Here is a 26,949-nt window from a genome sequence, read left to right as displayed (position 1 = left end):
GGATATCGTTAAAAAGAATTTCTTCTATTCAAAGTTTGTATGCCGCTTTGTCATTTCTTCGTATGCAGAATCATGATCATCCTTTTGAAGTGTCACAATGATAATAGCGTCCAAAACAAGGTGTACTGACTGGTCAAACTGGTTCCCAAGTGGCTGGATGGTTGAAGGTTCGTTCTTTCTTCGATATTTTGTTGCAGCAGGAATGATTAATACGCCATTGCATATCGAAGCAATTCCCGATTCTTTATTAGTCGTAACCAGAAAGACTTTCGCACCTGATTCTTTTGCTTTCGAAGAAAATTGTAAAATGGCTCCGGTGGATCCGGATCCTGAAATAGCTATTAGTAAATCATCTTCTTCTATACTTGGTGTAATCGTCTCCCCGATTACATAGACTTGAAACCCGCCATGCATTAAGCGCATTGCAAAAGCTTTCCCCATCAAGCCCGAGCGGCCTTCCCCATAGACGAATACTCGCTTCGCTTCTTTTATATGAGTTGAAAGGTTTAGCGCTTCATCTTCATCAATGTTCGATAGAACTGTTGAAATTTCTTCTGCAACTGTGTCAATGATTGATTTCATATTGTTTTACCACCTCTTTCATCTCTGATGCGGCTTTTCTGGGATTATCCGCTTTTGTGACAGCGCTCCCAATTATGAATATATCGAGCCGCTTTTCTAATAGCCCTGGAAGAGAATCTCTGCTAATTCCTCCTGCAATAGCCACTTCCATGCCAGTCAACCCCTGTGTTAACGAAAATAGATCCGCTCCCATTTCTCCTTCTTGCTGCATATCCTTCCCATAATGCAAACTGACAAGATCAACATCGAGTTTTTGCAGTTCAACAAGGCGATTAGGATCCGTAACACCAAGTAAATCAATCATAATTCGCTTACCGTAATGCTTTGCTACTTCAAGGGTGTCTGCAATCGTTTTGTTTGCGGAAAACGCCATAACGGTTGTTATATCTGCACCCGCTTCAAATGCTTGGATGGCTTCGTGCTTTCCGGCATCACAAGTTTTCATGTCAGCTACTAAAACTTTATTCGGGTAAGCTTCTTTGATTTCACGAACAATCGTCATGCCGTATTGTTTGATGACCCCGGTTCCTACTTCAATCCAATCAATAGATGAAGCAGTTTCGTTTAAGATTTCAAAACATTCATCTCTTGTTAACCTATCAAGGGCTATCTGAAACTTCATTTTGTCACCCTTTCTTTTGATCTATTAATGGAGTCGCTTATTCGATTGTGTGAACTGAATTTCCGATCCTTTTAGACGATTCTCTTACAACTAGTTTCGGTTCAAATTGGTATATTGCATTTTCTCCATGCAGTTCTTTCTTTTGAATTTCATACAACAAGAGTTCAGCAGCTTTCTTTCCTATCTCATAAGCAGGCTGTTCTACAATGGTTAGCGCCGGTTCATAAAAAGTCGAAAATGAAACATCATCAATTCCTATTACGGCTAAATCTGTTGGAATCCTTATATTTTTGCTTTTCACATACTTTAAAACTTCAATCAAGATTAGGTCATTTCCGGCTATAATGGCTTCTGGAGGTTCTTCAAGCGCAAGCAAGTCTTTCAGTCCCTCTTGAACTTTGCCTATTTCTAAATTTTTAATATACTGCTCGTTTATAGATATTTTGTTATTTTCCAAGGCTTTTTTATAGCCATTTACCCTACCTCTCCTTGGAGTGATATTACGGATCACATTTGTAATAATTCCGATTTTCTTATAACCGTTGTCGATAAAATGTTGTACACCAAGATCGGCAGCCATTTCATTATTCAATATTACAGATGGGATGGGTATTTCCCCCACTGTACGGTCCACGAAAACAATCGGGTATTTCTCATCGAACATTTCATTGTAAATATCTACATTGTCACCTGTCGGCAAAATGATCATTCCATCCACTTGTTTAGCACGAAGCATTTCGATATATTTTCTTTCTTTTACTGGATTATCATCTGCATTGCAGACAATAACATGAAAATCAGACTCATGGCATATGTCTTCAATTGCTCTAATTACTTGTGATGAGAAAGTATGCAAAATATTAGCAACAATAACCCCTATAGTCGTAGTTGATTTTTGCTTTAAACTTCTCGCCACTATGTTCGGGCGGTAATCCAGCTCTCTAATCGTTTCTTCAATTCTTTTTTTGGTATCTTCACCCATGTAATCAAATCTCTTATTTAAATATTGAGAAACAGTACTTTTTGAAACATTAGCCAGTCGAGCGACATCCGCCATAGTAACCGCTTTCATAACATCTTCTCCAAACATAAAATGATTTCTAGTTGTTATAAACCGGTTTAGTAAACCGATTTAGTTCAGTATAAAGAATTTGAAAGCGCTTTACAAGCTTTTTTATGAAAATAATCAGATTTTTTATTCTTAGCGAACTTACTACGTATTATTACTTCCATCTAAAAAAAATAAGCCATACCCTCCTTTTTCCAGGAAGGATATAGCGCTTAATAATTATTCTATTCAAAACGTTAAATTACAAAAAAAGACCTCTCATAAGTTCAATGAACTCACAAAAGGTCTTATCTATAAAGCATAATTAAGTTATTTCGAAGTCCGAAAGTTAGCAAAAGGATAGCATTTAACTCTCACCTTACACACAAACCCTTATATATCAAGGAGTTGAGGGGAAAGTTACATCATGCCGCCCGTAAGATGAGAGTGTGTAATATCTTTTACGGATGTGTACGAATAGGGCGGTATATCAAGGTTTTGGTAAATTCTGTCTGTAACATCTATAACGTTATTTTACTGTTTTTTATGAGATTGCGTTAGCAAAATGTTAGCAAGATTGGTCATGACAAAATTAGCATTAGGAATAAAAAATTTCTTTCTTACCCAATTAGTCAGCGTTTCTCACCAATGAAAACAGACTACCCGTAACAAAATGCTTTACAAAGGTAAAGCCGGTTCATACAAACGTTCTTTAGAATTCGTATTGTAACATAACCCTATGATAATTAATGGATTATCATAGGGTTATGTTACTCTTTTGTTACTCCAATTTATTCAAAGGTACATTGATATATATACTTATTCTTTACCGATATTATTCTGTTACTTGTTATGACTTAAACCAACTACATGTTAGTATCTAAAACTTTTAAGACCTTATTTCATACGCTCTTTTATTCCCGTACTTTCAATATGTTTCATGTATATAGAAGAAACTCAAACACCAAGGCTTTTGAAGCAATCTAACTTTACTTAACTTCTTATAATTTCACAAAAGGGTATTCAAAAACACGATACGCTGGCGGGCAATATCCTGTAAAACCATTATTGGACTGATAGCAATTATAAATTCATTTAACTTTTAAGAATATCTTCAATTCTATTAAGTTCTTCCTCAGAAAAATCGAGGTTATTCAATGCAGCTACATTTTCTTCTATTTGACTGACTTTACTTGCACCAATTAGAGCGGATGTTACGCGACCTTCTCTTAGGACCCAAGCTAATGCCATCTGTGCAAGATTTTGATCACGTTCTTTTGCGATTTCATTTAGACGATTTACTTTTGCGATCGTATCTTCTGTTATTCGATCTTCACTCAATGCTCCCGTTGATTTCGCTGCTCTGGAGTCTGTAGGAACACCAGATAAATATTTACTAGTCAGTAATCCTTGTTCTAATGGACAAAACGCAATAGACCCTACCCCATTATCACTAAGTACATCCTGTAAACCGTCTTCTATCCAACGATTTAACATCGAATAATTCGGTTGATGAATGACTAATGGTGTGCCTAATTCATTTAATATTTTTACAGCTTCTTCCGTTTGTTGAGCATTATAGCTAGAAATCCCCACGTATAACGCCTTCCCTTGACGTACAATTAGGTCAAGTGCCTGCATTGTTTCCTCAATTGGTGTATTTGGGTCTGGACGGTGAGAATAAAAGATATCTACATAATCAAGTCCCATTCTTTTTAAGCTTTGATCTAAGCTAGCAACTAAATATTTTTTAGAACCCCAGTCTCCGTAAGGTCCTTCCCACATTTTGTATCCAGCTTTTGTTGAAATAATAAGTTCGTCTCGATAAGGAGCAAAATCAGTTTTTAGTGATGAACCAAACATTTCTTCTGCAGAACCTGGAGGCGGACCATAATTGTTGGCAAGATCAAAGTGAGTAATTCCTAAATCAAATGCACGACGAAGCATTGCACGGCCATTTTCAAATGTGTCTACTCCACCAAAATTATGCCAAAGACCAAGTGAAATGGCAGGTAACAACAATCCAGAATTTCCACAGCGATTGTATTTCATACTTGAATATCGTTCTTTGCTTGCTTGGTACGTCATAAGAACACTCCTCATTTAATTGATTAGTTATTTTTGAACCGGAACACTCACATAATTTCTCCAGTGGTGAACGGGCTCCCAGTTTAATAGTTTCTTAGCTTTCTCATTGCTAAATAATGTTTCATACCCTTTAATTTCTGTTCGGAAATCGTTCACTTCAGGGAAAATAGTCTTCATTAATTTTTCGACATGATTTGTTTCATTTTACAAGAACTTAAAGCACCTCTCAGTTCCAAGTTTAGTTTATCGTCCCTCGATCCACTTGCTCTTCTAAAATGGCCATATTTAATGTGACTTTTTCAGATACTTCACAAAGGGCTTCAATCGCATGCGCTTTGTGACTACCTAGTTGATAGACCACATCTCCAAAGAGCATTTGCATTTCTTTTAAAATAGAGAATGCTGCTAAATTATAGAGTTGGACGTTATAAAAGTTAGATTGATTAAAGATTGCACTGTCCACATAAGGTCTGAAATTAGCTAGCAGTGCTGGATACTCCACCATGAGCCTTCCTAATCCTTTTCGAATACCTTCAATAGTAGTAGCCATGTCATCCAGTGGTTTAAGCGAGTCGTTTATATAGTTTGTTATTTTGTCATCAAAGTCAGTGAATAGACTGATTAACTTTCCTGGAAGCGTATTATTTAATGATACGCTCGTTGCACCTTTAATAGCAATCGATAACGCTTCCAATGTGCTTTCTATGGTAATTGTGAGGGCATGCAGACCTCCTAAAATTGGGATAAGAAGTGCATGGCTAGAACCCGTGAAAGTCCCAAAGGCGGTATCTAGCTGGAGTTCTTTAATTTGCATTCTAACTGCTAAATAAGGAGATTCGTCTAAATTGTATGGATTGGTCTGTTGAACCGGGCTTGTATTATCACTCACTGAAGTTTGATTTTTGATGCTTTGCCCTAATGAATGGTCTCTGCCCTCAAAAGCGCTCGCCGTCTCTGTAACTTGGTTCTTAAATTCAGTGATATGAGAGATGAGCTTATCCCTATTTCCATTCAAAATCCCATAGTGAGCCCTAAGTTCACCTACTACTGCATCGTACCAGTAATCCTTCCCGCCCTTGAACAGCTCAGGAATTTGCTCAGTAACAATGTGTGTCAGACTATCTGAAAGACCATCGATACCGCTTTTTAGCTCATTCAGCTGATTCTGTGCTTCTCCAAAAATACTTTCAACACTGATATCCACTCGAAATAAGTGTTCCACTAAATCAGCTGGCGGTGAATTCAGAATGGAGTTCAGGGAGCTACTGTGACTTTCAGCTATATTCAATAACGAAATCAGATGATCGACCTCTGCTTTTAGACGGCTGCCCGCAGATGTAATCCCCAGAAATAGAGGATCACCGATTAAATTCTCGAAAGACTCCTCAAAAATATGCTGAAGCCGGGTAATTCGTTCATACAACTTGCTTCCTTCATCTTCAACAATTTCAACTGATTTGCCCAGGTAACCGCTAGCTAGCTCTAACCGCTCGAGAACATGATCCTTTAATCTTAAAGCAAGCAGATCCAAGTTTTCTTTATTAATTTCAATGTAATCCGTGTTTCCTCCATAAAGAGGCTGCCCCGTCCAGATACTCGTCACAATATGTGAATCGGCATCAATGTATATCTCTCCATACCCAGGCTGACCCTCTTCACCAATCTGATAATATTGAACCCCTCCATCTACACGCAAGTACCCAGTATGATTGGTACCAAGCTTTGAGAACTCTGGAATACCATTATAAATCTCATGCTGATGTCCGGGAATCCGTGTATGAAGATCTAATGCAGATAATGTCTTAGTTAAAACATCATAGCTGCTGAAGTAATTGGTGATATTATCATAATTCTTGGTTGGTTCCATCATTCCTTCTGGAAGGAGTGCGGGGTTTAGGGTTACGGCTTTAACTTCTGGGTGTTGGATGGCAACTGCACCTACCAGGGCACCTGCGAGGGAATTTCCGGAGATGGAGGTAACTCCTCCGACTTTTTGGTATTTTTGATTCATTTCACTAAAGTAACCTCGTGCATCTTCGATTTGTGCTGGTGTAAGATCACTGAGTAATTGTGCATCGGTTATAAGATCTTGAGTTTCCTGTGGGTCTGTACCAACGTATACTATTGAAATTTCTTTGTTTGTCAGATTAATAACTGTTAGGGCATTCAGTCCCGTTTCATTATTATCCTTGTTATCTAATACACGGTATTCTACATCATTAACAAGTAACTCATGATCTCTATCAAACTGCATATACGCATGATAGCCAGCTAATTCAACTAGATCTTTATCGTTAGTGAAGTTAGCAGATATATTAGTAGGTACTGAGGTCATTCCACCTCCCTCCTTATTCTTTAATAATGTCGTCGGGGAAAGAACGCTCTAAAGAGTTATCTTTCACACCTCTTGAACTCGATTTATCCACTAAATTATCATTCAGAAAGACACTGTAAGTTCCTTTTGCCAAACCATCCATATTCTCTATATCTGACACAATTTTATTAAAAACTTCTTTATCAGGCTCTACCCCTTCTTCCTCCATATACAGATAGACGGTTGTGATAATTCCATCTGCAGGATAGTTATTTTTATCAAACTTCTTTTTCCACTCTTCTCTGCTCAATTCAGGATTTTTAATGTATAAATCAAATAATGAGTCTAATGAATCACCCATTGTATTTAGGTAATAATAAGGAGTACTATACCCACCTGCACGCACGTTTTCTAACGCTTCATTTGTAAACCCAACTACAGGATATTCATTAACTACACCCTCTATGTATTGATCAAGAGTTGCGATTTCCGCGTCAAAAATCATCGCAAATATACCTGTTTTAATTGAATTTTCGACTTGCCCTTCTTGAGACCAAACCTTATCCGTTAAAACCACTCCACGCTCAACATCAATTGGAATGATGGCATAGGTATAAAAATGAGGTTCTCCGACAGATTCAACGAAAACAGTTGCCCCATCTGCTGCACCGACAACATTATGAACCACTACCTCTGTTTTATATGAATCCCGGAAGAATGCTTTAACAGCCTTATCAATTTCTTCACGATTTTCTTCCGCAATTTTATCTGTCTTTTCTCCATTATCCAGCTCGTAGCCTTCCCCTGTATAATCTTGAACACTTACATATGTTTCTTTAGCGAGTTGCTCATCTTGAGTTTCCTGTTGCTTATCATTCTCTTTATCTACACCTGAACTATTCATATCAAGACATCCTCCAAGCATTAGTGATAATCCTATACTAGATACGATTAATTTATTTTTATGTTTCACTTATTAATCCCCCTACTGGATGTTATAACCATTTATCATCTTCTCTATTTTATAGGAAACAGGAAGCTTTTTACAGGAGTTTATTATCATTCCAACCTAATTTGCGTGAAATAGGAATATAGTAGTTAGAACAGATCGGTATCGATTATAATTCACCTTACCCAGTGATTCCTTTTCACTAGTAAATAATGAAACTTGGATATAAGATAATATTTCAAATGTCTACTATGCTTAAGTAACATTCATTACTCATGACACCTAATCCATAATTCATACTTTATAATGCTGTTCTGAAAAATGAATTTAAGTGAGGTTGGAATAAACTTTAAAATAAAAGATAATAAAAATAGTACAACTGATGCCACTACTCCAGCATCATAAGCAGCAATACCATCTATATATTCTGCTTTTTCATGTTTATCTTTAGTAAGTTTAATTCCCCAAATAATCAAGATAGCACCTACTATAAAAATAATTGCTACCCCTACCTACATCCAAATCATATTTCCACCTATCCTTTTAAAACCCTATATTTACAATACTTTTTCTCCATTGATAACAATAAATCCTTATTAAACAGTCCTGCCAAATAATTAAGTAAAAAGAGCTGATTCAACATTGGTCCTGTTGCTCAACTCTTACTCACTTGTTCAGTTTGCGCGCCCTTTAATTGAATAACACGATTGATCTATTTTCACATTAATATATGCCTTGGTCAAAAATGTTCCAAGCAGAATGTGGCAGACACTTGTGGCTTTGGAATTGAATTATTTATTCATAAAAGATTTGATTTCTTCTTCTGACATGGATGAATCGCATTTCACGGTTACTTTGTCGCTATTCGTATAGATGAAACCGGGAACCGTTGGAATATCATATTCATTACGGAAAGCCGTAATGCCTTCCATATCAGATTGTTCCACACTATTTACATAATAGATGTGAGTGTTCGTTTCTTCAGCAACCTTTTTTAATTTTTCGACGAATATTTGACAATAAGGACATACAGCCTTGCCAATATAGATAACGGCTTCACCTTCCCCTTTTATCAATTCCTGTGCTTTAGCCGAATCAATTTTATCAAAACCAACTACATTTTCTTCATAAGTGGCAATCATTACTCAATCCCCTCTCAATATTATTTTGACCATGCCCCTACTCAGAGCGAGGTTACCTCTGCTGAATAAATCACTTTATCGTCATTCAACAGCTTACCGTTGTGAACCCGCTTTTGACTACTGGTACTCGTTTGACTGACTTTGATTCCTGACTTTGTAATAGTTCAGGGAATAAATAATGGATGATATGCATTGTTAACCGTCGGGATTTTCCTTTATATGGATAAATGTGCATATACATGGATGGATTAAAGTTCGCTTCAATAATTCCATAAGCGTTTTCATGATCTGTAGGAACCTCTGTATTTTCAATAATCAAATCAATGCCACAAATTTTCACCCCGAGTGCAGATACCGCATCCACTGCTATTTTTTTATAATCATCAGGAATTTGATCAGTCACATCAATCGAATCTCCACCTGTACTAATATTAGAGTTTTCACGCAGATAGATGATTTCACCCTCTTGTGGGATCGAATCGATTCCATATCCTTGACCTTTAAGCATGAGGTTCTCTAATTCACCTAATTGGATATTTTCTAAAGGGGTTCGATGGTCTCTTCCTCTTAACGGGTCACGATTCTTTCGCATGACTAACTCTTCAATTGTATGTTTACCGTCACCTTTAACTTTCGCAGGAATTCGTAATAAAACAGCATACACTTTATCATTTAACACAAAAAATCGATATTCCGTTCCATTGATAAATTCTTCTATTAATACAGATGAATCTTCTTTAAATGCTAGCGTGAGTGCCCTTTGATAATCCTCGTCATTTGCGCCATCTTTGAAGATCGATATTCCTAATCCATAGTTTGTTGTTTTCGGTTTCACAACAAAAGGTTTAGCGGAAAATAAATGATAGGATCGCAAAGCTTGATCGATGGTTTGAAACTCCTCACCCGTAGGCACTCGAAATCCATGTTGGTGAAGAATTTTCTTTGTTACTGTTTTATTTTCCATAATTAAAGTTGAAACATAATTGTCTTTACTTGTCATATTCCCATTCTTCACATATTCAACATGATCTTTTAATTTCAGCTTCAAAAATTGATCTTGTCGATCCAAAATTTCTACTTGGATTCCTTGTTGAATTGCATCAAACATGAAAATCTGAGTGGACAACTCCATATCAGTAAAACCTGCTAATTGATATGGTTTATCCCATGATTTTTTATAATTTTGTTTTGCAATTGACGTAGCTACTTGACTTTGACTGCTTTTTTCACTTTCTATATAAAGTCTACCAGCTAAAGTCTTACTTGGATTCATTAGCATTTCTCTCAGATGAACAAATAATGTATCTGAAATAGGCAAATCTAAGAGGTTTACTAAATGTTCCATCTCATCAATCATCGTTTTAGCTTCTCTTTCAAATTGTGTGTGCGCTAACGGATGCTCAAGAGCCACTATTTCATTGTAAAAATCACCCATTTTCCCCCATTCATCATAATGTTCTTCATCTTTCCATAATAAATAAAGTAAGAAAAGATGGAGAAATTCTGCTTGTTCATAACTAATTCCATATGTTTCAAAGGGATTTAAATCGATATTGCGCACTTCAATATACTGAACACCGTGATCTTCTAAATCTGAAAAATGATGCCCACCTCTTAATCGAATAGGTGCATAAAGTTCCTTTTCTTCTGATAGAAGCCCTCTTTTAACCATCAAAGAAAGATCTGATAGATAGTTCTGGATACTACTATACGACACTTTAACCTCAGCAGAATTGACATAACCGTATTTACTGCCTCTAATGCTTCTTACGGCTCCATTCAAAGAATGATATTCAAAAAAATTCTTTTCACTAATAGGAGAAGCCCCATAAAAATAAGTTATTAACCATCGGTTGTGTAAATAATTTCTTGTTACCTTTAAATAAATCTCCGCTTTAAACTGTTGGTAATCTTTTATCTCCGATTGTAAGCTAAATAACGCTTGGATCAACTCTTCACCAAATTCAAAGTTGAAATGAATTCCGCTAACCATTTGTTTGCGACGGCCATAAGATTGCGATAAAGTTTGACGATATCGGAAATTCTTAACATTTTCCAGTTTTGCAATCGCAATATCTTCTTCTTTTTCTGGTAACTGTGGTGGCATGCTCAATGGCCATAGCATTTCATTCTCATCCATAGAACGATAAGCAACATCATGGATCGCTGCTAAGTAATGAAACAGATCCTCTAATGTCTCCATAACAGGTGTGATGAATTCCATTTGTGTTTCTGAAAAATCTCGTTGAATATATGGGTGATCATCTTTTAATGTAATGCTCTTAGGATGATCTGTTTTAGCTAAATTCCCCGACAAGTCCACTCGATGACTTTCTTTTTCAATCCCATAACGGGCTTTTAATAAATATGATTTTACACGATCATTAGCTAATATTTTTTTGAAATCCATAGTTGCTCTCCCCCCAATTAACCATTTATCGAATAAATTCCGGTTAAACACGACTAAATGAGTCATAAAACTATCCACATTGCAGCTCATGTGGATAGTTTTATTTTTCATTCTGTATTTTTCAAACTAATTGAATTATCTTAAGTGCTGCATATGAAATGAGAAATGGCCCTCTAAGAAAGTAGCAATAAAGAAATAGCTATGATCATAACCTTCAGCTTTCTTGTAATATACTTCTTGATTATTTTCCCGAGCATTCTTTAAAAAGCAAGTTTCGTCTAATTGATTTTGATAAAACTGATCTTCGGTTCCTTGCGTAATGAGAATAGGTGGAACGCTAGCTTCTTTGACCAGTTCTGAAGCATCCCATTCGTTCCAAGTAGCTTGATCTTCACCTAAATACGTTGAGAAAGCCTTTATTCCCCATGGAACTTGACTAGGACTCAAAATAGGAGAAAAAGCAGAAATCGCTTTAAACCTTGTTGCATTTTTCATGCCAATCACTAAAGCTCCATGACCACCCATTGAGTGGCCCATGATGCTTTCTTCTCCTGAAAAATGAGGCACCAAAGTTGACGCAATAGTTGTTAATTCATCTACGATATACGTATACATGTGATAATGCTTTGCCCACGGATCTTGTGTCGCATTTAAATAAAAACCTGCACCTTTTCCAAGATCCCATCCGTCATCATCCGCCACATGTTCTCCACGTGGTGAAGTATCTGGAATCATAACGGCCACTTGATATTTTTCTGCCAATCGTTGAAATCCACTTTTTTGACTAAAATTATCATCTGTACATGTTAAACCAGACAGCCACCAAATAAGAGGAATTTTTTTCTTTTCTTTATTTGATGGCAAGTAGATACTAAATGTCATCTCGCATTTTAAAACTTCTGAGTAATGAGTATATTTACATTGTTCTCCGCCGAAAGAGCGATGTTTTTCAATAAGTTTAAGACTCATTTTCTCACTCTCCATATGTTAACATTGTACGAATTGACTCACCTTTATGAAGCAAATCAAATGCCTCATTGATGTCTGTAAAGTTTAATTGGTGTGTGATAAACGAATCGATATCGATTTCACCATTCATATAATCTTTAACCATTCCTGGAAGCTCCGTTCTTCCTTTCACGCCGCCAAAGGCAGAACCACGCCATACTCGACCCGTTACTAATTGGAATGGACGAGTATGAATCTCTTTACCTGCGCCTGCTACACCGATAATCACACTTTCACCCCAACCTTTATGACAACATTCAAGAGCAGACCTCATTACTTCAACATTTCCAATACACTCGAAGCTATAATCGACTCCTCCATCTGTCATTTCAACAATGACTTCTTGAATTGGTTTATCAAATTTAGAAGGATTTATAAAATCAGTTGCGCCCATTTTTTTAGCCAATTCAAACTTATCTTCATTTAAGTCTATCGCAATAATTCGGCTTGCTTTTGCTTGAACCAATCCTTGAATCACAGCTAACCCGATCGCTCCTAGACCAAATACGGCTGTCACAGCTCCTTCTTCTACTTTGGCTGTTTTGTGTACAGCGCCAATTCCTGTAGTCACACCGCATCCAAATAGACCAACTTTATCAAGCGGCGCTTCTGGATCAATTTTTGCTAAAGAGACTTCAGAAACGACTGTATACTCACTAAATGTACTTGTTCCCATGTAATGATAAATCGGCTCTCCATTATAAGAGAAACGAGTCGTTCCATCAGGCATTAAACCTTTACCTTGAGTTTCTCGTACGGCACTACATAAGTTTGTTTTACCAGAACGACAAAATTTACATTCTCCACATTCAGCCGTGTATAGTGGAATCACATGGTCCCCCGGTTTTACTGAATTGACTTCATCTCCTACAGCAACGACTACCCCAGCACCTTCATGACCTAATACTGCAGGAAATACGCCTTCTGGGTCATCACCTGATAATGTAAAAGCATCGGTATGACAGACTGAAGTATAGAGAATTTTCACTAATACCTCTTTTGCTTGTGGCTCTTCTACATCGATTTCTACAATTTGAAGCGGTTCCCCTGGTTTAAATGCAACAGCAGCTCTACTTTTCAAATGAATCCCTTCCTTCTCTTGTTTTCTTATTTACATTTTCATAATCACACATTATAATTGTTCAGACAATACTGACATTTCTGTCACTATAAAAATAACAACAGAGAAAGGGGTAATAATATATGGAAATCTTCTATAAAGAAAAAACGTTTTTCACTAGCAAAGATTTGGCTTTATCGGTAATAGGCGGGCGCTGGAAAATAGCGATTATATGGTGTCTGCTCCAACAATCCCCATTAAGGTTAAGTGAAATACAAAAATACCTTCCCAATGTCAATCAACGTATGTTAATTAGACAATTAAGGGAATTAGAAGAAGATCAAATCATTACTAGAATTGTATACCCGGTTGTACCTCCTAAAGTGGAGTATCAACTAAGTGAAGTTGGTTTACTTCTAGAACCCGTTGTCACTTCCATCTGTGATTGGGGAGATCATTTCAAAACATTTTTGGAGGAAAATTCGGATAAAACATCAGTTGAATAACAAGCTGCACAAATAGTTCTGAAAATGAAAGCCACGAAATGCTAGTATGAAAGCGTTTCGTGGCTTCTTGAATGTTCCCAAACGATATTTGGAATCTGTCATTTGAGGAGTTATTTTGCACGATAACTCGAGAAAAGGAGATGAAGCATTTTACCTCTGTTTGGGGACCTTATCCAATCAGTCGCATTACTAAGAAAATGTATGAAGAAAGGATTCTGGAGTTAAACGAAAAATACAGCCAAAATTATATGGATGGTATTCATGCTTGTGGAAGGATGATTTTTCGGAAAGCATTGACTCAAGGGCTGATAAAAAATAATCCTACTGAGGAATTCAAAATGCCTAAAAAGCAGCAGAGTGTTGAAGAACTGGAGAAAGCAGAAGAGAATATTGTTTTTCTTGAAAAAGAAGAGCTTGCCCATTTTCTAAAATTAGCCTATACAGACGGGCTTGAAATGGATCATCTTGTCTTTACGTTACTTTCCTATACAGGATTGCGAATAGGTGAATTATTGGCCCTAAAATGGGGGGATTTTAACGAAAAGCAGGGTACTATCCGAGTTACTAAAACTCTTTATAACCCTACCAATCATTTTGAAAAATATCAGCTTTTAACACCAAAGACAAAGGGCTCTGTCCGTACAATCAGGGTTGATGAAATGATAATCAATATGTTAAAAGAAGCATCGGCTTAAACAATATGAGATTAAATTAAAGAACAGACTTGTTTACCATGTTTATGGATTTATTTTCGCTCGTGAAGATGGACATCCACAATTAAGAAAAGTTGTTGAGACCCGACTTAAGAGACTTCTGAAAAAAGCGGAACTAGAAAAGAACATTACTCCACACTCATTTAGACATACCCACACTTCATTATTAATTGAAGCTGGAGTAGGCATTAAAGAAATACAACAGAGGCTTGGACATACAGATATTAATACGACAATGAATATCTATGCTCACATGACAGCCAATATGGAAGAAAAGGCCTCCCAACAGTTTAGCAAACTGATGAAAGACCTTCTCCTATAGTTAGCTTTTTGTCATAGGTTGCCATGGTTTTTTATAAAACGAGGACAAATCCGAGGACAAGAAAAGCATATTATCATTTTAGACGTTGATATAACAAGGTTTTAAAACCCTTATTACATCATTCCGCCCATGCCACCCATGCCGCCCATATCAGGCATGCCCATGCCAGCGCCAGCAGCTTCAGGCTTGTCAGCTACAACAGCTTCTGTTGTCAAGAACATAGCCGCAACTGATGCTGCGTTTTGAAGTGCAGAACGTGTTACTTTAGTTGGGTCTACGATACCTTGTTCGATCATGTTTACCCATTGTCCGTTTGCAGCATTGAAACCAACGCCAATTTTTTCATGCTTTAAGCGTTCAACAATTACTGAACCTTCTAGGCCAGCGTTGTGAGCGATTTGACGAACTGGTTCTTCTAATGCACGTAGAACAATGTTGATACCTGTTTTAGTGTCGCCTTCAGCCTCAATTGCAGCTACTTTAGTGTATACGTTTACTAGAGCTGTACCACCACCAGAAACGATACCTTCTTCAACTGCAGCGCGAGTAGAGTTTAATGCGTCTTCGATACGTAGTTTACGCTCTTTTAATTCTGTTTCAGTAGCTGCTCCAACTTTGATAACTGCTACTCCACCAGCTAATTTAGCAAGGCGCTCTTGTAATTTTTCTTTATCAAATTCAGAAGTTGTTTCTTCTAATTGAGCACGGATTTGGTTTACACGTGCAGCGATTCCAGCAGATTCTCCAGATCCTTCTACGATTGTTGTGTTTTCTTTTGTTACAACGATCTTCGAAGCGCGACCAAGTTGACTGATGTTTGCAGATTTAAGTTCTAAGCCTAAATCTTCAGTGATCACTTCACCGCCAGTTAGAACAGCGATGTCTTCTAGCATTGCTTTACGACGATCTCCAAATCCTGGTGCTTTAACAGCAACAGCATTGAATGTTCCGCGCAGCTTGTTCACTACTAGAGTTGCTAATGCTTCACCTTCAACATCTTCAGCAATTAATAGTAATGATTTACCTTGTTGAACAACTTGCTCCAACACAGGAAGAATTTCTTGGATGCTTGTGATTTTTTTATCAGTGATTAAAACGTAAGGATTCTCAAGAACCGCTTCCATCTTATCTGAATCTGTTACCATGTATGGAGAAGCATAACCACGGTCGAATTGCATACCTTCTACAACTTCTAGTTCAGTTGTGAAGCCTTTAGACTCTTCAATTGTGATAACACCGTCGTTTCCAACTCGCTCCATTGCTTCTGCAATTAGTTGACCAATTTCTTCATCAGATGCGGAAATTGCAGCAACCTGAGCAATAGAAGCTTTGCCTTCAATTGGTTTAGAGATTGCCTGTAACTCTTGAATTGCTACAGTTACTGCTTTCTCGATCCCTTTACGAACGCCCATTGGATTAGCTCCAGCTGTTACGTTCTTTAAGCCTTCACGAATCATCGCTTGAGCTAAAACAGTTGCAGTTGTAGTACCGTCACCAGCAACATCGTTTGTTTTGCTTGCAACTTCAGCAACAAGTTTTGCACCCATGTTTTCAAATGCATCTTCTAATTCGATTTCTTTTGCAATTGTAACACCGTCATTTGTAATTAAAGGAGAACCAAACTTCTTCTCGAGTACTACGTTACGGCCTTTAGGTCCTAATGTAACTTTTACAGCATCTGCTAAAGCGTCAACACCGCGTAGCATCGAACGACGTGCTTCTTCGCTAAATTTAATTTCTTTTGCCATTTTTACAAGACCTCCTCAGGAATTTTAGGTTGATATTCTATGATATGGTTAGCTTGTTTCTTCAATCAACAAGCCTTAATTTTCTTATTTACCGATGACAGCTAAAATGTCGCTCTCACGTAAGATTAAGTATTCATTTCCTTCAAACTTTACTTCAGTACCAGCATATTTTGAGAAGATGATAGAATCGCCTTCTGCTACTTCAAGAGCTACTTTCTCTCCGCTATCTAATACACGACCTGTACCAACAGAAATAACTTTACCTTCTGAAGGTTTCTCTTTAGCAGAATCAGGAAGGACGATACCACTAGCAGTTTTTTCTTCTGATTGAACTAGTTCAATTACAACACGATCACCTAATGGCTTTAACAAGTGAAACAACCTCCTCAAGTTTTCTCAAGTTTATAGTATTTTCCTTTTTATTAGCACTCGGATGTCTTGAGTGCTAATACAGTTATTATATTATCTAATCTTTCTTGCAATTTCAAGTGTGAAGCAAAATTTTTTTCTAATTTTTAACCACCCTAATAGATTATGTCTAACTTGCGAAAACTTAAACCTTCTTTTTACTCATTTCAGCTTCTTATCGTTCATAAGGTTAGACGAGGATATGGTACAATTAGTTCTAGTTTATTATTGAAAGCCTATCAGCAAAGGAGACATTCGGATGAAAAAGCAATATTGGCTTGTCATATTGACATATATCTTAATGCAGGTTTCTGGTATTTTTGGTGTAATAATCATGAATTATCTAGGATTAGGAAATAATATAACCGAGCAAATAGGCTATTGGACAGTCTTTAGCTTTTCAGTAGCATTACTAATTATCTTGTTTTTTGCTAAGAAATGATTACAAACATGATGGTTTGATGAGAGGGGAACCATCTTCAGTCTTGCCCTCAGTTGGTTGGGCAGTTGGCGGTGTCTTCATGGCACTATTTGTACAAACAATTGCAGCTAATATTGAAGTGAACATCTTTGGTATTGAAGCTGGATCAGAAAACACTGAGATGATTGTGAATATCATTGAAGTATTACCTCTTGTCATTGTTGTCACATCAATTATCGGGCCAATTCTTGAAGAGATTATTTTTAGAAAAATCCTTTTTGGTGGCTTGTATAAGAAATTTAACTTTTTTATCTCTGCAGCTATTAGCTCTGTTATTTTTGCATTAGTTCATGGAGAGCCACAGCATCTTCTTCTGTATGCATCAATGGGCTTTACATTTGCATTTTTATATGTAAGAACCAAGCGAATTCTAGTACCGATTTTTGCTCACGTCGCGATGAATACGTTTGTAGTTGTCATTCAGCTTGTCTTTAAGGACGATATTGAACGTTTAATGAAACAAGCGGAACAATTGCAAGCTATTATTGGAGGATTATAACGATGAAAACAAACCCTATTACAATGGGCATCTTTTATTTAACAATGGGGTTATTGTTTACCTATTTAGCCATAAACAGCTCCGCAAAGGGTCTATTCACCTTTCCAACTATACTATTAATGTTAATTGCCACCTTTGATCTCGGTGTTGCATTTCGAATGTTTTCGTTGTCAGCAAAAAATAAAAAGAACAAGGAACTAAAATAACCTCTCGATTTTGAGAGGTTATTTTTTATCTTGCTTATTAGCTTCTTCAAAGGCTGCTTTTTGTGCTTTACGATAAGAAAACCTTGAAACAATGATACTAATCTCATATAAAATAAATAGCGGAACTGTCACCATTAAGTGAGATACAAGCTCAGGTGGTGTAATCAGTGCTGCAATCACGAGCAGGATAAAGTATGCATACCTACGAACTTCGACTAAGAACATCGGCGTGACGATACCTAATCTCGTTAGAAACATTATAATTACCGGTAATTGAAAAAGTAATCCGAATGGCAGGGTTAACTGTAATAAAAATGAAAAATATTCATTTATTCCAATGACTTGATTAACTCCTAAATCACTTGATATTCCCTCCATGAAATCGACAACGAATGGGAAAAGAATAAAATAAGAAAAGGCGATTCCAGAAAGAAACAATCCAATTGCCATTGGGATATAACTCAAGGTTACCCGTCTTTCTTTTTCATACAATCCAGGACTAACAAAAGACCACAATTGAAAGAGAATGATAGGTGAGGTAATAATTAGGGCAATAATAAAAGCAAATTTCATATAAACCATTAATGGATCTGTTAAATTAAAAGAATTCAGCGTTAAATTCTGTGCTTCTTCTGTATGTTGTAGATAGATAATTATCGGCCTTGAGAGCAAAAAACCAGCAATGATTGCTAAGACAAAGAAAACGACAACAAGTATAAGTCGTTTTCTTAGTTCTGTTATATGCTCTATGACCGACATTGCCTCAGGTTTCATATCGGATTCATCCTATCTTACTTCTTGTCTTCTTTCTTTTTTTCTTCATCATCATCATTTGCTAAACCTTTTGTTGCGTTCTTAAATTCACGTAAAGAACTACCTACCGCTTTTCCAAGCTCAGGTAATTTTTTTGGACCGAAAAATAATATAGCAATAAGAACTATTAAAATTAAACTTCCTGGACCGATCGGACCCATAGCTACACCTCCTTAAAAAGTATTATTCGTTTGGATAATGTTTTAGAAAATAAACCAGCGATTGTAGTTCAACCGCAAGATCAATGTGGTGTATTCTAATTTCATCCGGGACATTTAAACGAGCAGGGGTGAAATTTAATATTCCCTTTATTCCTTTAGCAATTAATCTGTCTGTAATTGATTGCGCTACATGTGCTGGAACTGTTAAGATTGCCACCGTAACATCTTCTGGTAAATGCTGTTCAAGCTCATCCAAGTGATAGACAACAACTCCACCAATTTCTGTTCCAATCTTGTTCTCATCAACATCAAACGCTATGGAAATGACCGTATTATTGTTTTTTGTAAAATTATAGTGTAAAAAAGCTGTTCCTAAATTCCCTACCCCTATTAATCCTACCTTTGTAATTTCATCTTGGTCTAGCGTTTTTCTAAAAAAGGATAACAAATAATTCACATTATAACCATACCCTTTTTTTCCCAACGCCCCAAAATATGAAAAATCTCTTCTGATCGTAGCCGAATCAACTTTCACCGCATCACTAAGCTCTGCAGAGGAAACCCGTTGCTTACCTGAAGAGTGTAGATTCTTTAAAAATCGGTAATACAGTGGCAAACGTTTCGCTGTTGCCTGCGGAATTTTAGATTGATCTATATTCACTCTTTTATCCCTCACGTTCTAAAGAAAACTCGGTCGTTTTTAAGGTAATGACCTAGCTGTACTGTTTAGGCATACATATTATTCAGTTATTTGATAGTGACCACTTTTGCCACCTGTTTTTTCTATTAAATAGGTTTGACCTATAATCATGCCTTTATCCACAGCTTTACACATGTCATAAACAGTAAGAGCGGTGACTGTTGCAGCAGTTAGCGCTTCCATTTCGACACCTGTACTCCCTTTTGTTTTAACTGTGACACGGATATTGAGGTGGTAGCTAGGCTTAGCTTCTTCCCAACTAAAGTGAATATCAACAGCTTTAAGTGAGAGCGGATGGCACATTGGAATGATGTTTGACGTATTCTTTGCTGCCATAATCCCAGCAACTTGGGCAACAGAAAGTACGTCACCTTTTCCTATTTGAAAATTTGTGATCAGATCATAAACTGTTTTAGGCATTTCTACGCTAGTTTTAGCGATGGCCGTTCTGACTGTTGTCTGCTTTTCAGAAATATCAACCATTTTCGCTCTACCTTGTCTATTAAAATGGGTAAATTGAGACATTAATTATTCCCCTAACTATACACTATTTTTTATATCCTGTCTGTTTACGTATTGTGACAATTGTATGTATACATCCCTTTAGTTGCCCCATTCGAAGTGATAGGCTACACTAATATCAATAGCAGAGGTGAATACAATGATTTTGTTACAAGTTAATCAGCTCAATAAATCCTTCGGTGCTGATCTTATTTTATCGAATATTAAGCTAGAAGTACAAACTAGAGACAAAATTGCACTAGTTGGTCGAAACGGCGCAGGAAAATCGACACTGTTAAAAGTAATTGCAGGTATTCTTTCCTATGATTCAGGAGATCTCATAAAACCAAAAGATGTCACAATAGGCTATCTTGCACAAGATACTGGCTTGGAATCTAGCTTAACAATTTGGGATGAAATGCTACAAGTCTTCAAGGAATTACGAAAAATGGAGCGGGACATGCGAGAAGTAGAGCAAAGCATGGCCACTCTTAACCCTTCGATAGAAGCTGCGAAATACGATCAAACATTGAAAGACTATGATCGTCTTCAGGTTCAATTCAAAGAAAAAGGCGGCTTTCAATATGAAGCAGATATACGGTCTGTTTTACACGGGCTAGGTTTTGCCTCATTTGATCATAGCACCCTTATCTCAACATTAAGTGGTGGTCAGAAAACACGTTTAGCGTTAGCAAAACTTCTTTTAACAAGCCCTGATCTGCTTGTTTTGGATGAACCAACTAACCATTTAGATATTGAAACGTTAACATGGCTCGAACAATATTTACAGAACTATTCGGGTGCTTTGCTTATCGTTTCTCATGACCGTTATTTCCTGGATAAAATAGTAAATGTGGTTTATGAGATTAGTCGGAGTACGAGCTTAAGGTATCCCGGTAATTACAGCTTTTACCTCGAAAAAAAAGCAGAGAATTACGAGAAAGAACTTAAACTATTCGAAAAACAGCAAGAGGAAGTTTCAAAGCTCCAGGACTTTATTCAGCGGAATTTAGCAAGAGCTTCCACTACAAAACAAGCACAAAGCAGACGAAAAAAGCTTGAGAAGATGGATCGACTTGATAAGCCTTTAGGCCATGAAAAGTCTGCATCCTTTCAGTTTAACATTGATCGTCAAAGTGGCAATGATGTTCTTAAAGCTCAAGATATCTCTGTGTCCTACGATTCCGTTACACCCATTATATCAAAAGTTGACTTTTCAATTTCCAGAGGTGACAGTATTGCGCTTGTAGGCCCAAACGGTATCGGCAAATCAACATTGTTGAAAACAATTGTGGACAAACTGCAGCTTTTAACAGGACATTATCAACTGGGCTCGAATGTTCAAATAGGATACTATGATCAGCAGCAAGCCGATTTAACTTCAACAAAACGAGTATTAGATGAATTATGGGATGGTTATCCACATATAACTGAGAAAGAAATCCGCACGGTATTAGGAAACTTCCTGTTCTCTGGTGATGATGTGCTGAAGTCGGTTGTGACATTAAGTGGAGGGGAAAAAGCACGGCTTGCCCTGTCAAAACTCATGTTGCAAAATGCTAACTTTCTTATTTTGGACGAGCCAACAAATCATTTAGACTTAGATAGTAAAGAGATACTAGAAAATGCTCTAATTGACTATCCTGGTACCATCCTTTTTGTCTCTCATGATCGATATTTTATTAATCGAATTTCAACGAAAGTATTTGAACTATCTAAAACAAATCTTAAGGAATACTTAGGTGATTACGATTACTTTTTAACAAAAAAGGAAGAAGCGATTGAGCTTAAGCGCCTAGAGTCACAAGACAGCATAAGTACGGTCATCACTCCTTCTGATAATAAAGTGAGTTATCAACAAGAAAAGGAACTAAAAAAGATTGAACGACAAAAACAACGAAGAATTGAAGAAATTGAAGAGGAAATCTCACGTTTAGAAGAAGGTATTGAAAGTAACGATGCGGAGCTTTGCGTTCCAGAAGTATATCAAGATCATGAAAAGGTACAAGTTTTAAATGAAGAAAATGAAAACTCTCAAAAACGAATTGAACAATTGATGAATGAATGGGAGCAATTACACTAAAACAGCGACATAATGTCGCTGTTTTTTTATCCACATGTTTCTCCTTGTCATATCAACATATTAACATACTTATACACATTATCCACAATTTTATGGCAACTTATCCACATGCCTTTACAAGCTTGAATGGTTACTCTATCAGTTTTTTAGACTACTTCTCGTACGACGAAAGGATAATGTGAATATCTTGTGTATAACTTTTATTTATAACTAAAAAAGCTTTCAAAGTTAATTGAAAGCTCAGTATGTTCTTAATTCTAATCCGGGATTCCCATTCATTTTTAAATCACTGAATATCTCTTTTTCATATAATACACTTCCTGCAGCTGCGATCATTGCTGCATTATCTGTGCACAATGAAATGGGAGGGATCACAAGTTGAATATCGCTTTTATCATCAAATTGTGCATGCAGCGCCTCTCTTAAGCCACGATTAGCAGCTACTCCGCCTGCTAACAGAACCTGTTTAACTTTATATTCCTCTGTAGCGCGTTTCGTTTTAGTTACTAACACATCAATAACACTTGCTTGAAAACTTGCGGCTAGGTCCTGCGGGTTTATTTCCTCACCCTTTTGTTTCGCATTATGAAGTGTGTTAATAACTGCAGATTTTAATCCACTAAAACTAAAATTATAAGATCCTTCTTCTAACCAAGCTCTTGGTAATTTTATTGTAGCTTTTCCTTCTTGGGCGAGTCGATCAATATGTGGTCCCCCTGGGTATGGAAGGTTTAATGTTCGCGCAACCTTATCATACGCTTCTCCTGCTGCATCATCTAACGTTTCACCGATCACTTCAAATGATCCATGATCCTTCATGTACACGAGCTCTGTATGACCTCCTGATACTACAAGTGTTATCAGAGGAAATTTGAGTTCTGTCACGATCGCATTCGCATAAATATGCCCTGCTATATGATGAACTCCGATTAAAGGGACGTTATGTGCAAATGCTAAAGCTTTTGCAGCATTGATACCAATTAATAATGCACCCACTAGCCCCGGACCTTCTGTAACCGCAATTGCATTTAGATCACTGAATGTTAGGTTTGCTTTTTTCATGGTTTCTTCTAAAACCAAAGTGATTTCTTCTACATGGTGTCTAGAGGCAATTTCAGGTACAACACCACCAAAACGTTTATGACTTTCAATCTGTGAAGCAACTACATTTGAAACAATTTCATGTCCATTTTTTATAATGGCAGCTGCTGTTTCATCACAACTTGTCTCTATTCCAAGAATATATTGATCTTTAACTGTCATTTTAAATTCACCCACATTAATAAAGCATCTTCTTGATTATCCGTATAATATCGTTTTCTAATTCCACCTTGTACGAATCCTAGCTTTTTATATAGTCCTTGTGCCACATGGTTGGACACTCTCACTTCTAAGGTTAGTCTAGAGGCACTTAGCTCTCTTGCTAGTTGCATAGAAAAGGTGAGTAAGGCTTCACCTATCTTTTTACCACGGTACTCAGGTAAAACAGCTATGTTCGTAATTTGAGCATCATCCATAATGACCCATAAGCCGCAATATCCAACAATTTTATCATGATGTTCAACTACTAGGTACCTCGCAAAAAGGTTTTGTTCGATTTCATGAAAAAAGGATTCCTTTGTCCATGCCGCTGCAAATGACTTTGTTTCGATCTCATATACTGAGTCAATGTCTTCCTTTGTCATTTTTCTAATTGTTAATGAGTTTTCCATGCATTTCACCATCTTACTTTTGCTGTTCTAACCATTTAGCTTCTGCTTCTGCTAAACGGATGTAATTAGGAACGAGTGAGTGGACATCACTGGCTTGTTTATTTAGCCCAAGGAAAGCAAGCTCACTCGGCCTTGGATTTTGTATGGGTTGCTGACCAATCACCGCATCTTCGATAAGCTTTTCTTTAATTGTATCTAAATGGATGTGAACATCATTTCCTAAGAATAAAACCGGCTTTCGCTTTTCTTTTAGAATCTCCGCCCAGTCTTCTAGTAACACATTCTGGTCTTCCTCAACTACAAGTAGCCCTTCAGCTGTGGATTGATATAACCCAGTGTATACCCGTCCTCTTCTCGCATCAAATAAAGGACAAATATATCCATCAAATAAACGCCCATTTGCAGCTAATGTTTCTAGACTAGATACCCCAACAATGGGAACATTGAGTGACCACGCTAGTGTTTTTGCAATGGACACACCTATCCTAACCCCTGTATATGAGCCTGGACCTACTGCCACAATAATTTTATCAAGATCTTGGGGTACTATGTCGCACTCCTTTAATAAAGAATCAATTGCTGGCATTGCTCGAGCCGAATGATTTTTTTTAAGATTTGTTATATATTCACCGATTACTTGTGTCTCGTCTATAAGTGCAATTCCAAGAACATAATTTGATGTATCAATTGCTAAAGCTTTCATTAGATAACTCCTTACACATTTCAACGTATTCAGAACCTTTAGGATGAAAGGTAATTTCTCGATGATCGTCTCCACTTCGAATGATCTTAATATCGAGTCGTTTTAAAGGTAGTTGATCCTCGATATGATGTGCCCATTCAACTACTGTAACACCGTTACCATTAAAATACTCATCAAACCCCAAATCCTCATCACTATCTTCTAAACGATAAACATCCATATGATAGAGAGGGAGAGATCCGTCCGTGTATTCTTTAATAATCGTAAAGGTTGGACTGTTAACATTTCGTTTTATTCCAAGTCCTTTGGCCAACCCTTTTGTAAAAGTGGTTTTTCCTGCCCCTAGGTCACCCTCAAGAGTTAAAACATACCCTGGCTTTAATAGAGCTGCTACTTTCATCGCTAGAGTGGATGTTTCTTCCGATTGCCCCGTCTTAAAAATAATTGGTTTCAAATGACTCACCTTACTTACCTTTTGAAATGGTTGTATCCTGATTTCTCTAACTTAATTGTTTCGTTTTGTCTTACTAAGTGAACACTTGCTGGTCCATCCGTTACTTGACCGATCTTAGTAATCTTAATTAATTCGCTTTCTAATTGCCTGCTTAATCTTTTAAAAGACTCAATGCTAGTTGTGCCTACTAATTCAAAGTCTTCACCACCATATAATGCCCAGTTAAATCTTTCTTCGCTATTTAAGGATAAAAGCTCAGGACTAAGGGGAAGAAGTTCTTCATAAATTGTTATCGACTTAGTGCTAGCTTCTGCTATTTCGTTAAGCTCACTAGCTAAACCATCGCTAATATCATTTAAAGATGCGCGCTCAAGTTTAGAGATAACACGACCTGCTTTCACCTGAGGTTTAGGTTTCTTATGACGCGATGTAAGAAAAAGTTTCACTTCGTCACTGGAGGCAGTACTTTTATTTAATAGAATAGACAAGCCTGCAGCAGAATCTCCAATAGTCCCTGTGACAAACACAACATCTCCTGCTCTAGCGTCACTTCTTAAACAATGTTTCTTCTTTTCTACTTCACCCATTACAGTTACTGTTAAAACTAACTGATTCTTTGAAGAAACGGTATCTCCACCAATTAAATCTATTTTAAATTGACTAGCCAGCTCCTTCATTCCCTCATAAATACCCAATAATTCTTGCTCATTCCAGTTAGGAGGGATGGCAATCGAAACTAAAAAGTATGTGGGAAACCCTCCCATCGCAGCAATATCACTTATATTAACTGCTAGAGCCTTATATCCAATTTCAAAAGGAGTAGATAAATTCTTTAAAAAGTGGACTTCTTCAACCATGGTATCCACACAAATTACTTGATTCATTTCATGTTCCGGTGAAAAAACCGCAGCATCATCACCAATACCAGTAACTATCTCTCGATGAATGTGTGACTGTGGTTTAATTTTTTGTATAAAGTCAAATTCATCATGTATTCTCATCTTTTCACCACAGATCTTTTTAGGTTTAGAGGAAAACTAAGTTTATGAAGAAAAAACCTTAGGAAATGTCTTCCTAAGGATATATGTATAGTAATAGTGTAGCGTATAAGAATAGTTTATCCAAGTTTTAGATTTATAAGGATAAATGATGAGTAAATTTCTAAAAATGAACATAAAAAAAACGAAACACATTGTTTCGTATCATTTAAAAATGGCGGTCCCGACGGGAATCGAACCCGCGATCTCCTGCGTGACAGGCAGGCATGTTAACCGCTACACCACGGAACCATAAATTTACGATAAGCTTCGATTCTCTTCGTTAGCTTATACTGTTTTAAAATTGGTTGCGGGGGCAGGATTTGAACCTGCGACCTTCGGGTTATGAGCCCGACGAGCTACCGAACTGCTCCACCCCGCGATAATAATAATTATTAAGTGATTCTATACTCTTTGTCTTTACTTGTGAAAAATCGTCCTGCTTTCAGGCAGATTATTCAAGAAGTGTCTCAAGCAGTACGCTGAAGATTCTCGAGGAGGTTTATTCGAGCGTGCTCCACCCCGCGATAACAATAAATAAATCTGTATTTCTAAAAGTTTAAGTTATTATAAAAATAACTCTTGCCCGGCAATGTCCTACTCTCACAGGGGGAGACCCCCAACTACCATCGGCGCTGAAGAGCTTAACTTCCGTGTTCGGTATGGGAACGGGTGTGAC

At 37.1% G+C, this 26,949-nt stretch carries 28 protein-coding genes, 2 tRNA genes, 1 rRNA gene and 1 pseudogene; 6 read left to right on the top strand and 26 right to left on the bottom strand.

Translation table 11 applies throughout. The features are described from left to right. Nucleotides 1-24: 24 nt before the first annotated feature. The 12 genes from hxlB to ACFFIX_RS24815 all read right to left on the bottom strand — a co-directional run bounded on the left by hxlB (nucleotide 25) and on the right by ACFFIX_RS24815 (nucleotide 13,244). Nucleotides 25-582, bottom strand: a complete 558-nt coding sequence (hxlB, locus tag ACFFIX_RS24870) for a 6-phospho-3-hexuloisomerase (protein ID WP_378938903.1) — start codon at nucleotides 580-582, stop codon at nucleotides 25-27. Beyond that, on the bottom strand, nucleotides 566-1,204 hold the full coding sequence (gene hxlA / locus ACFFIX_RS24865; RefSeq protein ID WP_378938901.1) for a 3-hexulose-6-phosphate synthase: 639 nt from the start codon (nucleotides 1,202-1,204) through the stop codon (nucleotides 566-568). The genes hxlB and hxlA overlap by 17 nt, the downstream gene beginning before the upstream one ends. Before the next feature lie 37 nt (nucleotides 1,205-1,241). Further along, nucleotides 1,242-2,276, bottom strand: a complete 1,035-nt coding sequence (locus ACFFIX_RS24860) for a LacI family DNA-binding transcriptional regulator (protein ID WP_378938899.1) — start codon at nucleotides 2,274-2,276, stop codon at nucleotides 1,242-1,244. Nucleotides 2,277-3,347: 1,071 nt separating this feature from the next. Continuing rightward, nucleotides 3,348-4,340 (bottom strand): L-glyceraldehyde 3-phosphate reductase, encoded by a 993-nt coding sequence (mgrA, locus tag ACFFIX_RS24855; protein ID WP_378938897.1) that lies wholly within the window; start codon nucleotides 4,338-4,340, stop codon nucleotides 3,348-3,350. A 27-nt stretch (nucleotides 4,341-4,367) separates the two neighbouring features. Continuing rightward, nucleotides 4,368-4,517 (bottom strand): hypothetical protein, encoded by a 150-nt coding sequence (locus ACFFIX_RS24850; protein ID WP_378938894.1) that lies wholly within the window; start codon nucleotides 4,515-4,517, stop codon nucleotides 4,368-4,370. A gap of 61 nt (nucleotides 4,518-4,578) precedes the next feature. Beyond that, nucleotides 4,579-6,675 carry an SA1320 family protein gene (locus tag ACFFIX_RS24845; protein WP_378938892.1) on the bottom strand — a complete coding sequence of 699 codons (2,097 nt, stop codon included), beginning with the start codon at nucleotides 6,673-6,675 and terminating at the stop codon, nucleotides 4,579-4,581. A gap of 13 nt (nucleotides 6,676-6,688) precedes the next feature. After that, nucleotides 6,689-7,627: a DUF1672 family protein gene (locus ACFFIX_RS24840; RefSeq protein ID WP_378938890.1), complete on the bottom strand. Its 939-nt coding sequence runs from the start codon at nucleotides 7,625-7,627 to the stop codon at nucleotides 6,689-6,691. A gap of 245 nt (nucleotides 7,628-7,872) precedes the next feature. Further along, nucleotides 7,873-8,079 carry a hypothetical protein gene (locus ACFFIX_RS24835; protein ID WP_378938888.1) on the bottom strand — a complete coding sequence of 69 codons (207 nt, stop codon included), beginning with the start codon at nucleotides 8,077-8,079 and terminating at the stop codon, nucleotides 7,873-7,875. Between the two features lie 315 nt (nucleotides 8,080-8,394). After that, complete coding sequence (locus tag ACFFIX_RS24830) at nucleotides 8,395-8,745, bottom strand: DUF6568 family protein (RefSeq protein WP_378938886.1); 351 nt, start codon at nucleotides 8,743-8,745, stop codon at nucleotides 8,395-8,397. An 85-nt stretch (nucleotides 8,746-8,830) separates the two neighbouring features. Next, entirely contained in the window at nucleotides 8,831-11,155 is a 2,325-nt protein-coding gene (gene gshAB / locus ACFFIX_RS24825; RefSeq protein WP_378938884.1) for a bifunctional glutamate--cysteine ligase GshA/glutathione synthetase GshB, read from the bottom strand. A 135-nt stretch (nucleotides 11,156-11,290) separates the two neighbouring features. Further along, entirely contained in the window at nucleotides 11,291-12,124 is an 834-nt protein-coding gene (fghA, locus tag ACFFIX_RS24820) for an S-formylglutathione hydrolase (protein WP_378938882.1), read from the bottom strand. A gap of 4 nt (nucleotides 12,125-12,128) precedes the next feature. Continuing rightward, complete coding sequence (locus ACFFIX_RS24815) at nucleotides 12,129-13,244, bottom strand: S-(hydroxymethyl)glutathione dehydrogenase/class III alcohol dehydrogenase (protein WP_378938880.1); 1,116 nt, start codon at nucleotides 13,242-13,244, stop codon at nucleotides 12,129-12,131. Nucleotides 13,245-13,366: 122 nt separating this feature from the next. Here ACFFIX_RS24815 and ACFFIX_RS24810 point away from each other — a divergent pair, with 122 nt between their 5' ends. The 3 genes from ACFFIX_RS24810 to ACFFIX_RS24800 all read left to right on the top strand — a co-directional run bounded on the left by ACFFIX_RS24810 (nucleotide 13,367) and on the right by ACFFIX_RS24800 (nucleotide 14,764). Then, nucleotides 13,367-13,729, top strand: coding sequence for a winged helix-turn-helix transcriptional regulator (locus ACFFIX_RS24810; protein WP_273848115.1), 363 nt, complete (start codon nucleotides 13,367-13,369; stop codon nucleotides 13,727-13,729). 140 nt (nucleotides 13,730-13,869) lie between these two features. Then, nucleotides 13,870-14,424, top strand: a complete 555-nt coding sequence (locus ACFFIX_RS24805; RefSeq protein ID WP_378938877.1) for a tyrosine-type recombinase/integrase — start codon at nucleotides 13,870-13,872, stop codon at nucleotides 14,422-14,424. A gap of 10 nt (nucleotides 14,425-14,434) precedes the next feature. After that, a complete protein-coding gene (locus ACFFIX_RS24800; protein ID WP_378938932.1) occupies nucleotides 14,435-14,764 on the top strand; it encodes a tyrosine-type recombinase/integrase in 330 nt (109 codons plus the stop codon). Nucleotides 14,765-14,877: 113 nt separating this feature from the next. On the opposite strand, the gene groL is transcribed toward ACFFIX_RS24800, so the two are convergent. Next, a complete protein-coding gene (gene groL / locus ACFFIX_RS24795) occupies nucleotides 14,878-16,512 on the bottom strand; it encodes a chaperonin GroEL (protein ID WP_378938875.1) in 1,635 nt (544 codons plus the stop codon). Between the two features lie 84 nt (nucleotides 16,513-16,596). Continuing rightward, nucleotides 16,597-16,884: a co-chaperone GroES gene (gene groES, locus ACFFIX_RS24790; protein ID WP_378938873.1), complete on the bottom strand. Its 288-nt coding sequence runs from the start codon at nucleotides 16,882-16,884 to the stop codon at nucleotides 16,597-16,599. 295 nt (nucleotides 16,885-17,179) lie between these two features. On the opposite strand from groES, the pseudogene ACFFIX_RS24785 reads away from it, so the two are divergent. Beyond that, a pseudogene (locus tag ACFFIX_RS24785) lies at nucleotides 17,180-17,900 on the top strand (CPBP family intramembrane glutamic endopeptidase). 2 nt (nucleotides 17,901-17,902) lie between these two features. After that, nucleotides 17,903-18,106 (top strand): YdiK family protein, encoded by a 204-nt coding sequence (locus ACFFIX_RS24780; RefSeq protein WP_378938871.1) that lies wholly within the window; start codon nucleotides 17,903-17,905, stop codon nucleotides 18,104-18,106. An 18-nt stretch (nucleotides 18,107-18,124) separates the two neighbouring features. Here the strand turns inward: ACFFIX_RS24780 and tatC are convergent, their stop codons facing one another. The 4 genes from tatC to moaC all read right to left on the bottom strand — a co-directional run bounded on the left by tatC (nucleotide 18,125) and on the right by moaC (nucleotide 20,305). Continuing rightward, the gene (tatC, locus tag ACFFIX_RS24775; protein ID WP_378938869.1) at nucleotides 18,125-18,880 is read right to left on the bottom strand and encodes a twin-arginine translocase subunit TatC; all 756 of its coding nucleotides are present in this window, start codon (nucleotides 18,878-18,880) and stop codon (nucleotides 18,125-18,127) included. Nucleotides 18,881-18,897: 17 nt separating this feature from the next. Further along, on the bottom strand, nucleotides 18,898-19,080 hold the full coding sequence (gene tatAY / locus ACFFIX_RS24770; protein ID WP_378938867.1) for a sec-independent protein translocase protein TatAY: 183 nt from the start codon (nucleotides 19,078-19,080) through the stop codon (nucleotides 18,898-18,900). Nucleotides 19,081-19,102: 22 nt separating this feature from the next. Then, entirely contained in the window at nucleotides 19,103-19,741 is a 639-nt protein-coding gene (locus ACFFIX_RS24765; RefSeq protein WP_378938865.1) for a redox-sensing transcriptional repressor Rex, read from the bottom strand. Between the two features lie 78 nt (nucleotides 19,742-19,819). Next, the gene (gene moaC, locus ACFFIX_RS24760; RefSeq protein ID WP_378938863.1) at nucleotides 19,820-20,305 is read right to left on the bottom strand and encodes a cyclic pyranopterin monophosphate synthase MoaC; all 486 of its coding nucleotides are present in this window, start codon (nucleotides 20,303-20,305) and stop codon (nucleotides 19,820-19,822) included. A gap of 136 nt (nucleotides 20,306-20,441) precedes the next feature. Here moaC and ACFFIX_RS24755 point away from each other — a divergent pair, with 136 nt between their 5' ends. Beyond that, nucleotides 20,442-22,364, top strand: a complete 1,923-nt coding sequence (locus tag ACFFIX_RS24755) for an ABC-F family ATP-binding cassette domain-containing protein (RefSeq protein WP_378938861.1) — start codon at nucleotides 20,442-20,444, stop codon at nucleotides 22,362-22,364. A gap of 240 nt (nucleotides 22,365-22,604) precedes the next feature. On the opposite strand, the gene tsaD is transcribed toward ACFFIX_RS24755, so the two are convergent. The 8 genes from tsaD to rrf all read right to left on the bottom strand — a co-directional run. Continuing rightward, entirely contained in the window at nucleotides 22,605-23,627 is a 1,023-nt protein-coding gene (gene tsaD, locus ACFFIX_RS24750) for a tRNA (adenosine(37)-N6)-threonylcarbamoyltransferase complex transferase subunit TsaD (RefSeq protein ID WP_378938859.1), read from the bottom strand. Continuing rightward, a complete protein-coding gene (rimI, locus tag ACFFIX_RS24745; RefSeq protein ID WP_378938858.1) occupies nucleotides 23,624-24,076 on the bottom strand; it encodes a ribosomal protein S18-alanine N-acetyltransferase in 453 nt (150 codons plus the stop codon). The genes tsaD and rimI overlap by 4 nt, the downstream gene beginning before the upstream one ends. Nucleotides 24,077-24,089: 13 nt before the next feature. Further along, a complete protein-coding gene (gene tsaB / locus ACFFIX_RS24740) occupies nucleotides 24,090-24,779 on the bottom strand; it encodes a tRNA (adenosine(37)-N6)-threonylcarbamoyltransferase complex dimerization subunit type 1 TsaB (protein ID WP_378938856.1) in 690 nt (229 codons plus the stop codon). Further along, nucleotides 24,760-25,233: a tRNA (adenosine(37)-N6)-threonylcarbamoyltransferase complex ATPase subunit type 1 TsaE gene (gene tsaE, locus ACFFIX_RS24735; RefSeq protein WP_378938854.1), complete on the bottom strand. Its 474-nt coding sequence runs from the start codon at nucleotides 25,231-25,233 to the stop codon at nucleotides 24,760-24,762. The genes tsaB and tsaE overlap by 20 nt, the downstream gene beginning before the upstream one ends. A 14-nt stretch (nucleotides 25,234-25,247) precedes the next feature. After that, the gene (gene thiL / locus ACFFIX_RS24730; protein ID WP_378938852.1) at nucleotides 25,248-26,234 is read right to left on the bottom strand and encodes a thiamine-phosphate kinase; all 987 of its coding nucleotides are present in this window, start codon (nucleotides 26,232-26,234) and stop codon (nucleotides 25,248-25,250) included. A gap of 212 nt (nucleotides 26,235-26,446) precedes the next feature. Then, nucleotides 26,447-26,522 (bottom strand) — tRNA-Asp (locus ACFFIX_RS24725). 53 nt (nucleotides 26,523-26,575) lie between these two features. Next, nucleotides 26,576-26,652: transfer RNA gene (locus ACFFIX_RS24720), tRNA-Met, on the bottom strand. 202 nt (nucleotides 26,653-26,854) lie between these two features. Further along, a 5S ribosomal RNA gene (rrf, locus tag ACFFIX_RS24715) occupies nucleotides 26,855-26,949 on the bottom strand; the annotation flags it as partial.

Origin of the sequence: Metabacillus herbersteinensis (assembly GCF_042433335.1) — a bacterium.
GTDB classification, from domain to species: domain Bacteria; phylum Bacillota; class Bacilli; order Bacillales; family Bacillaceae; genus Metabacillus; species Metabacillus herbersteinensis.
This window is presented reverse-complemented; position numbering and strand designations above follow the sequence as displayed.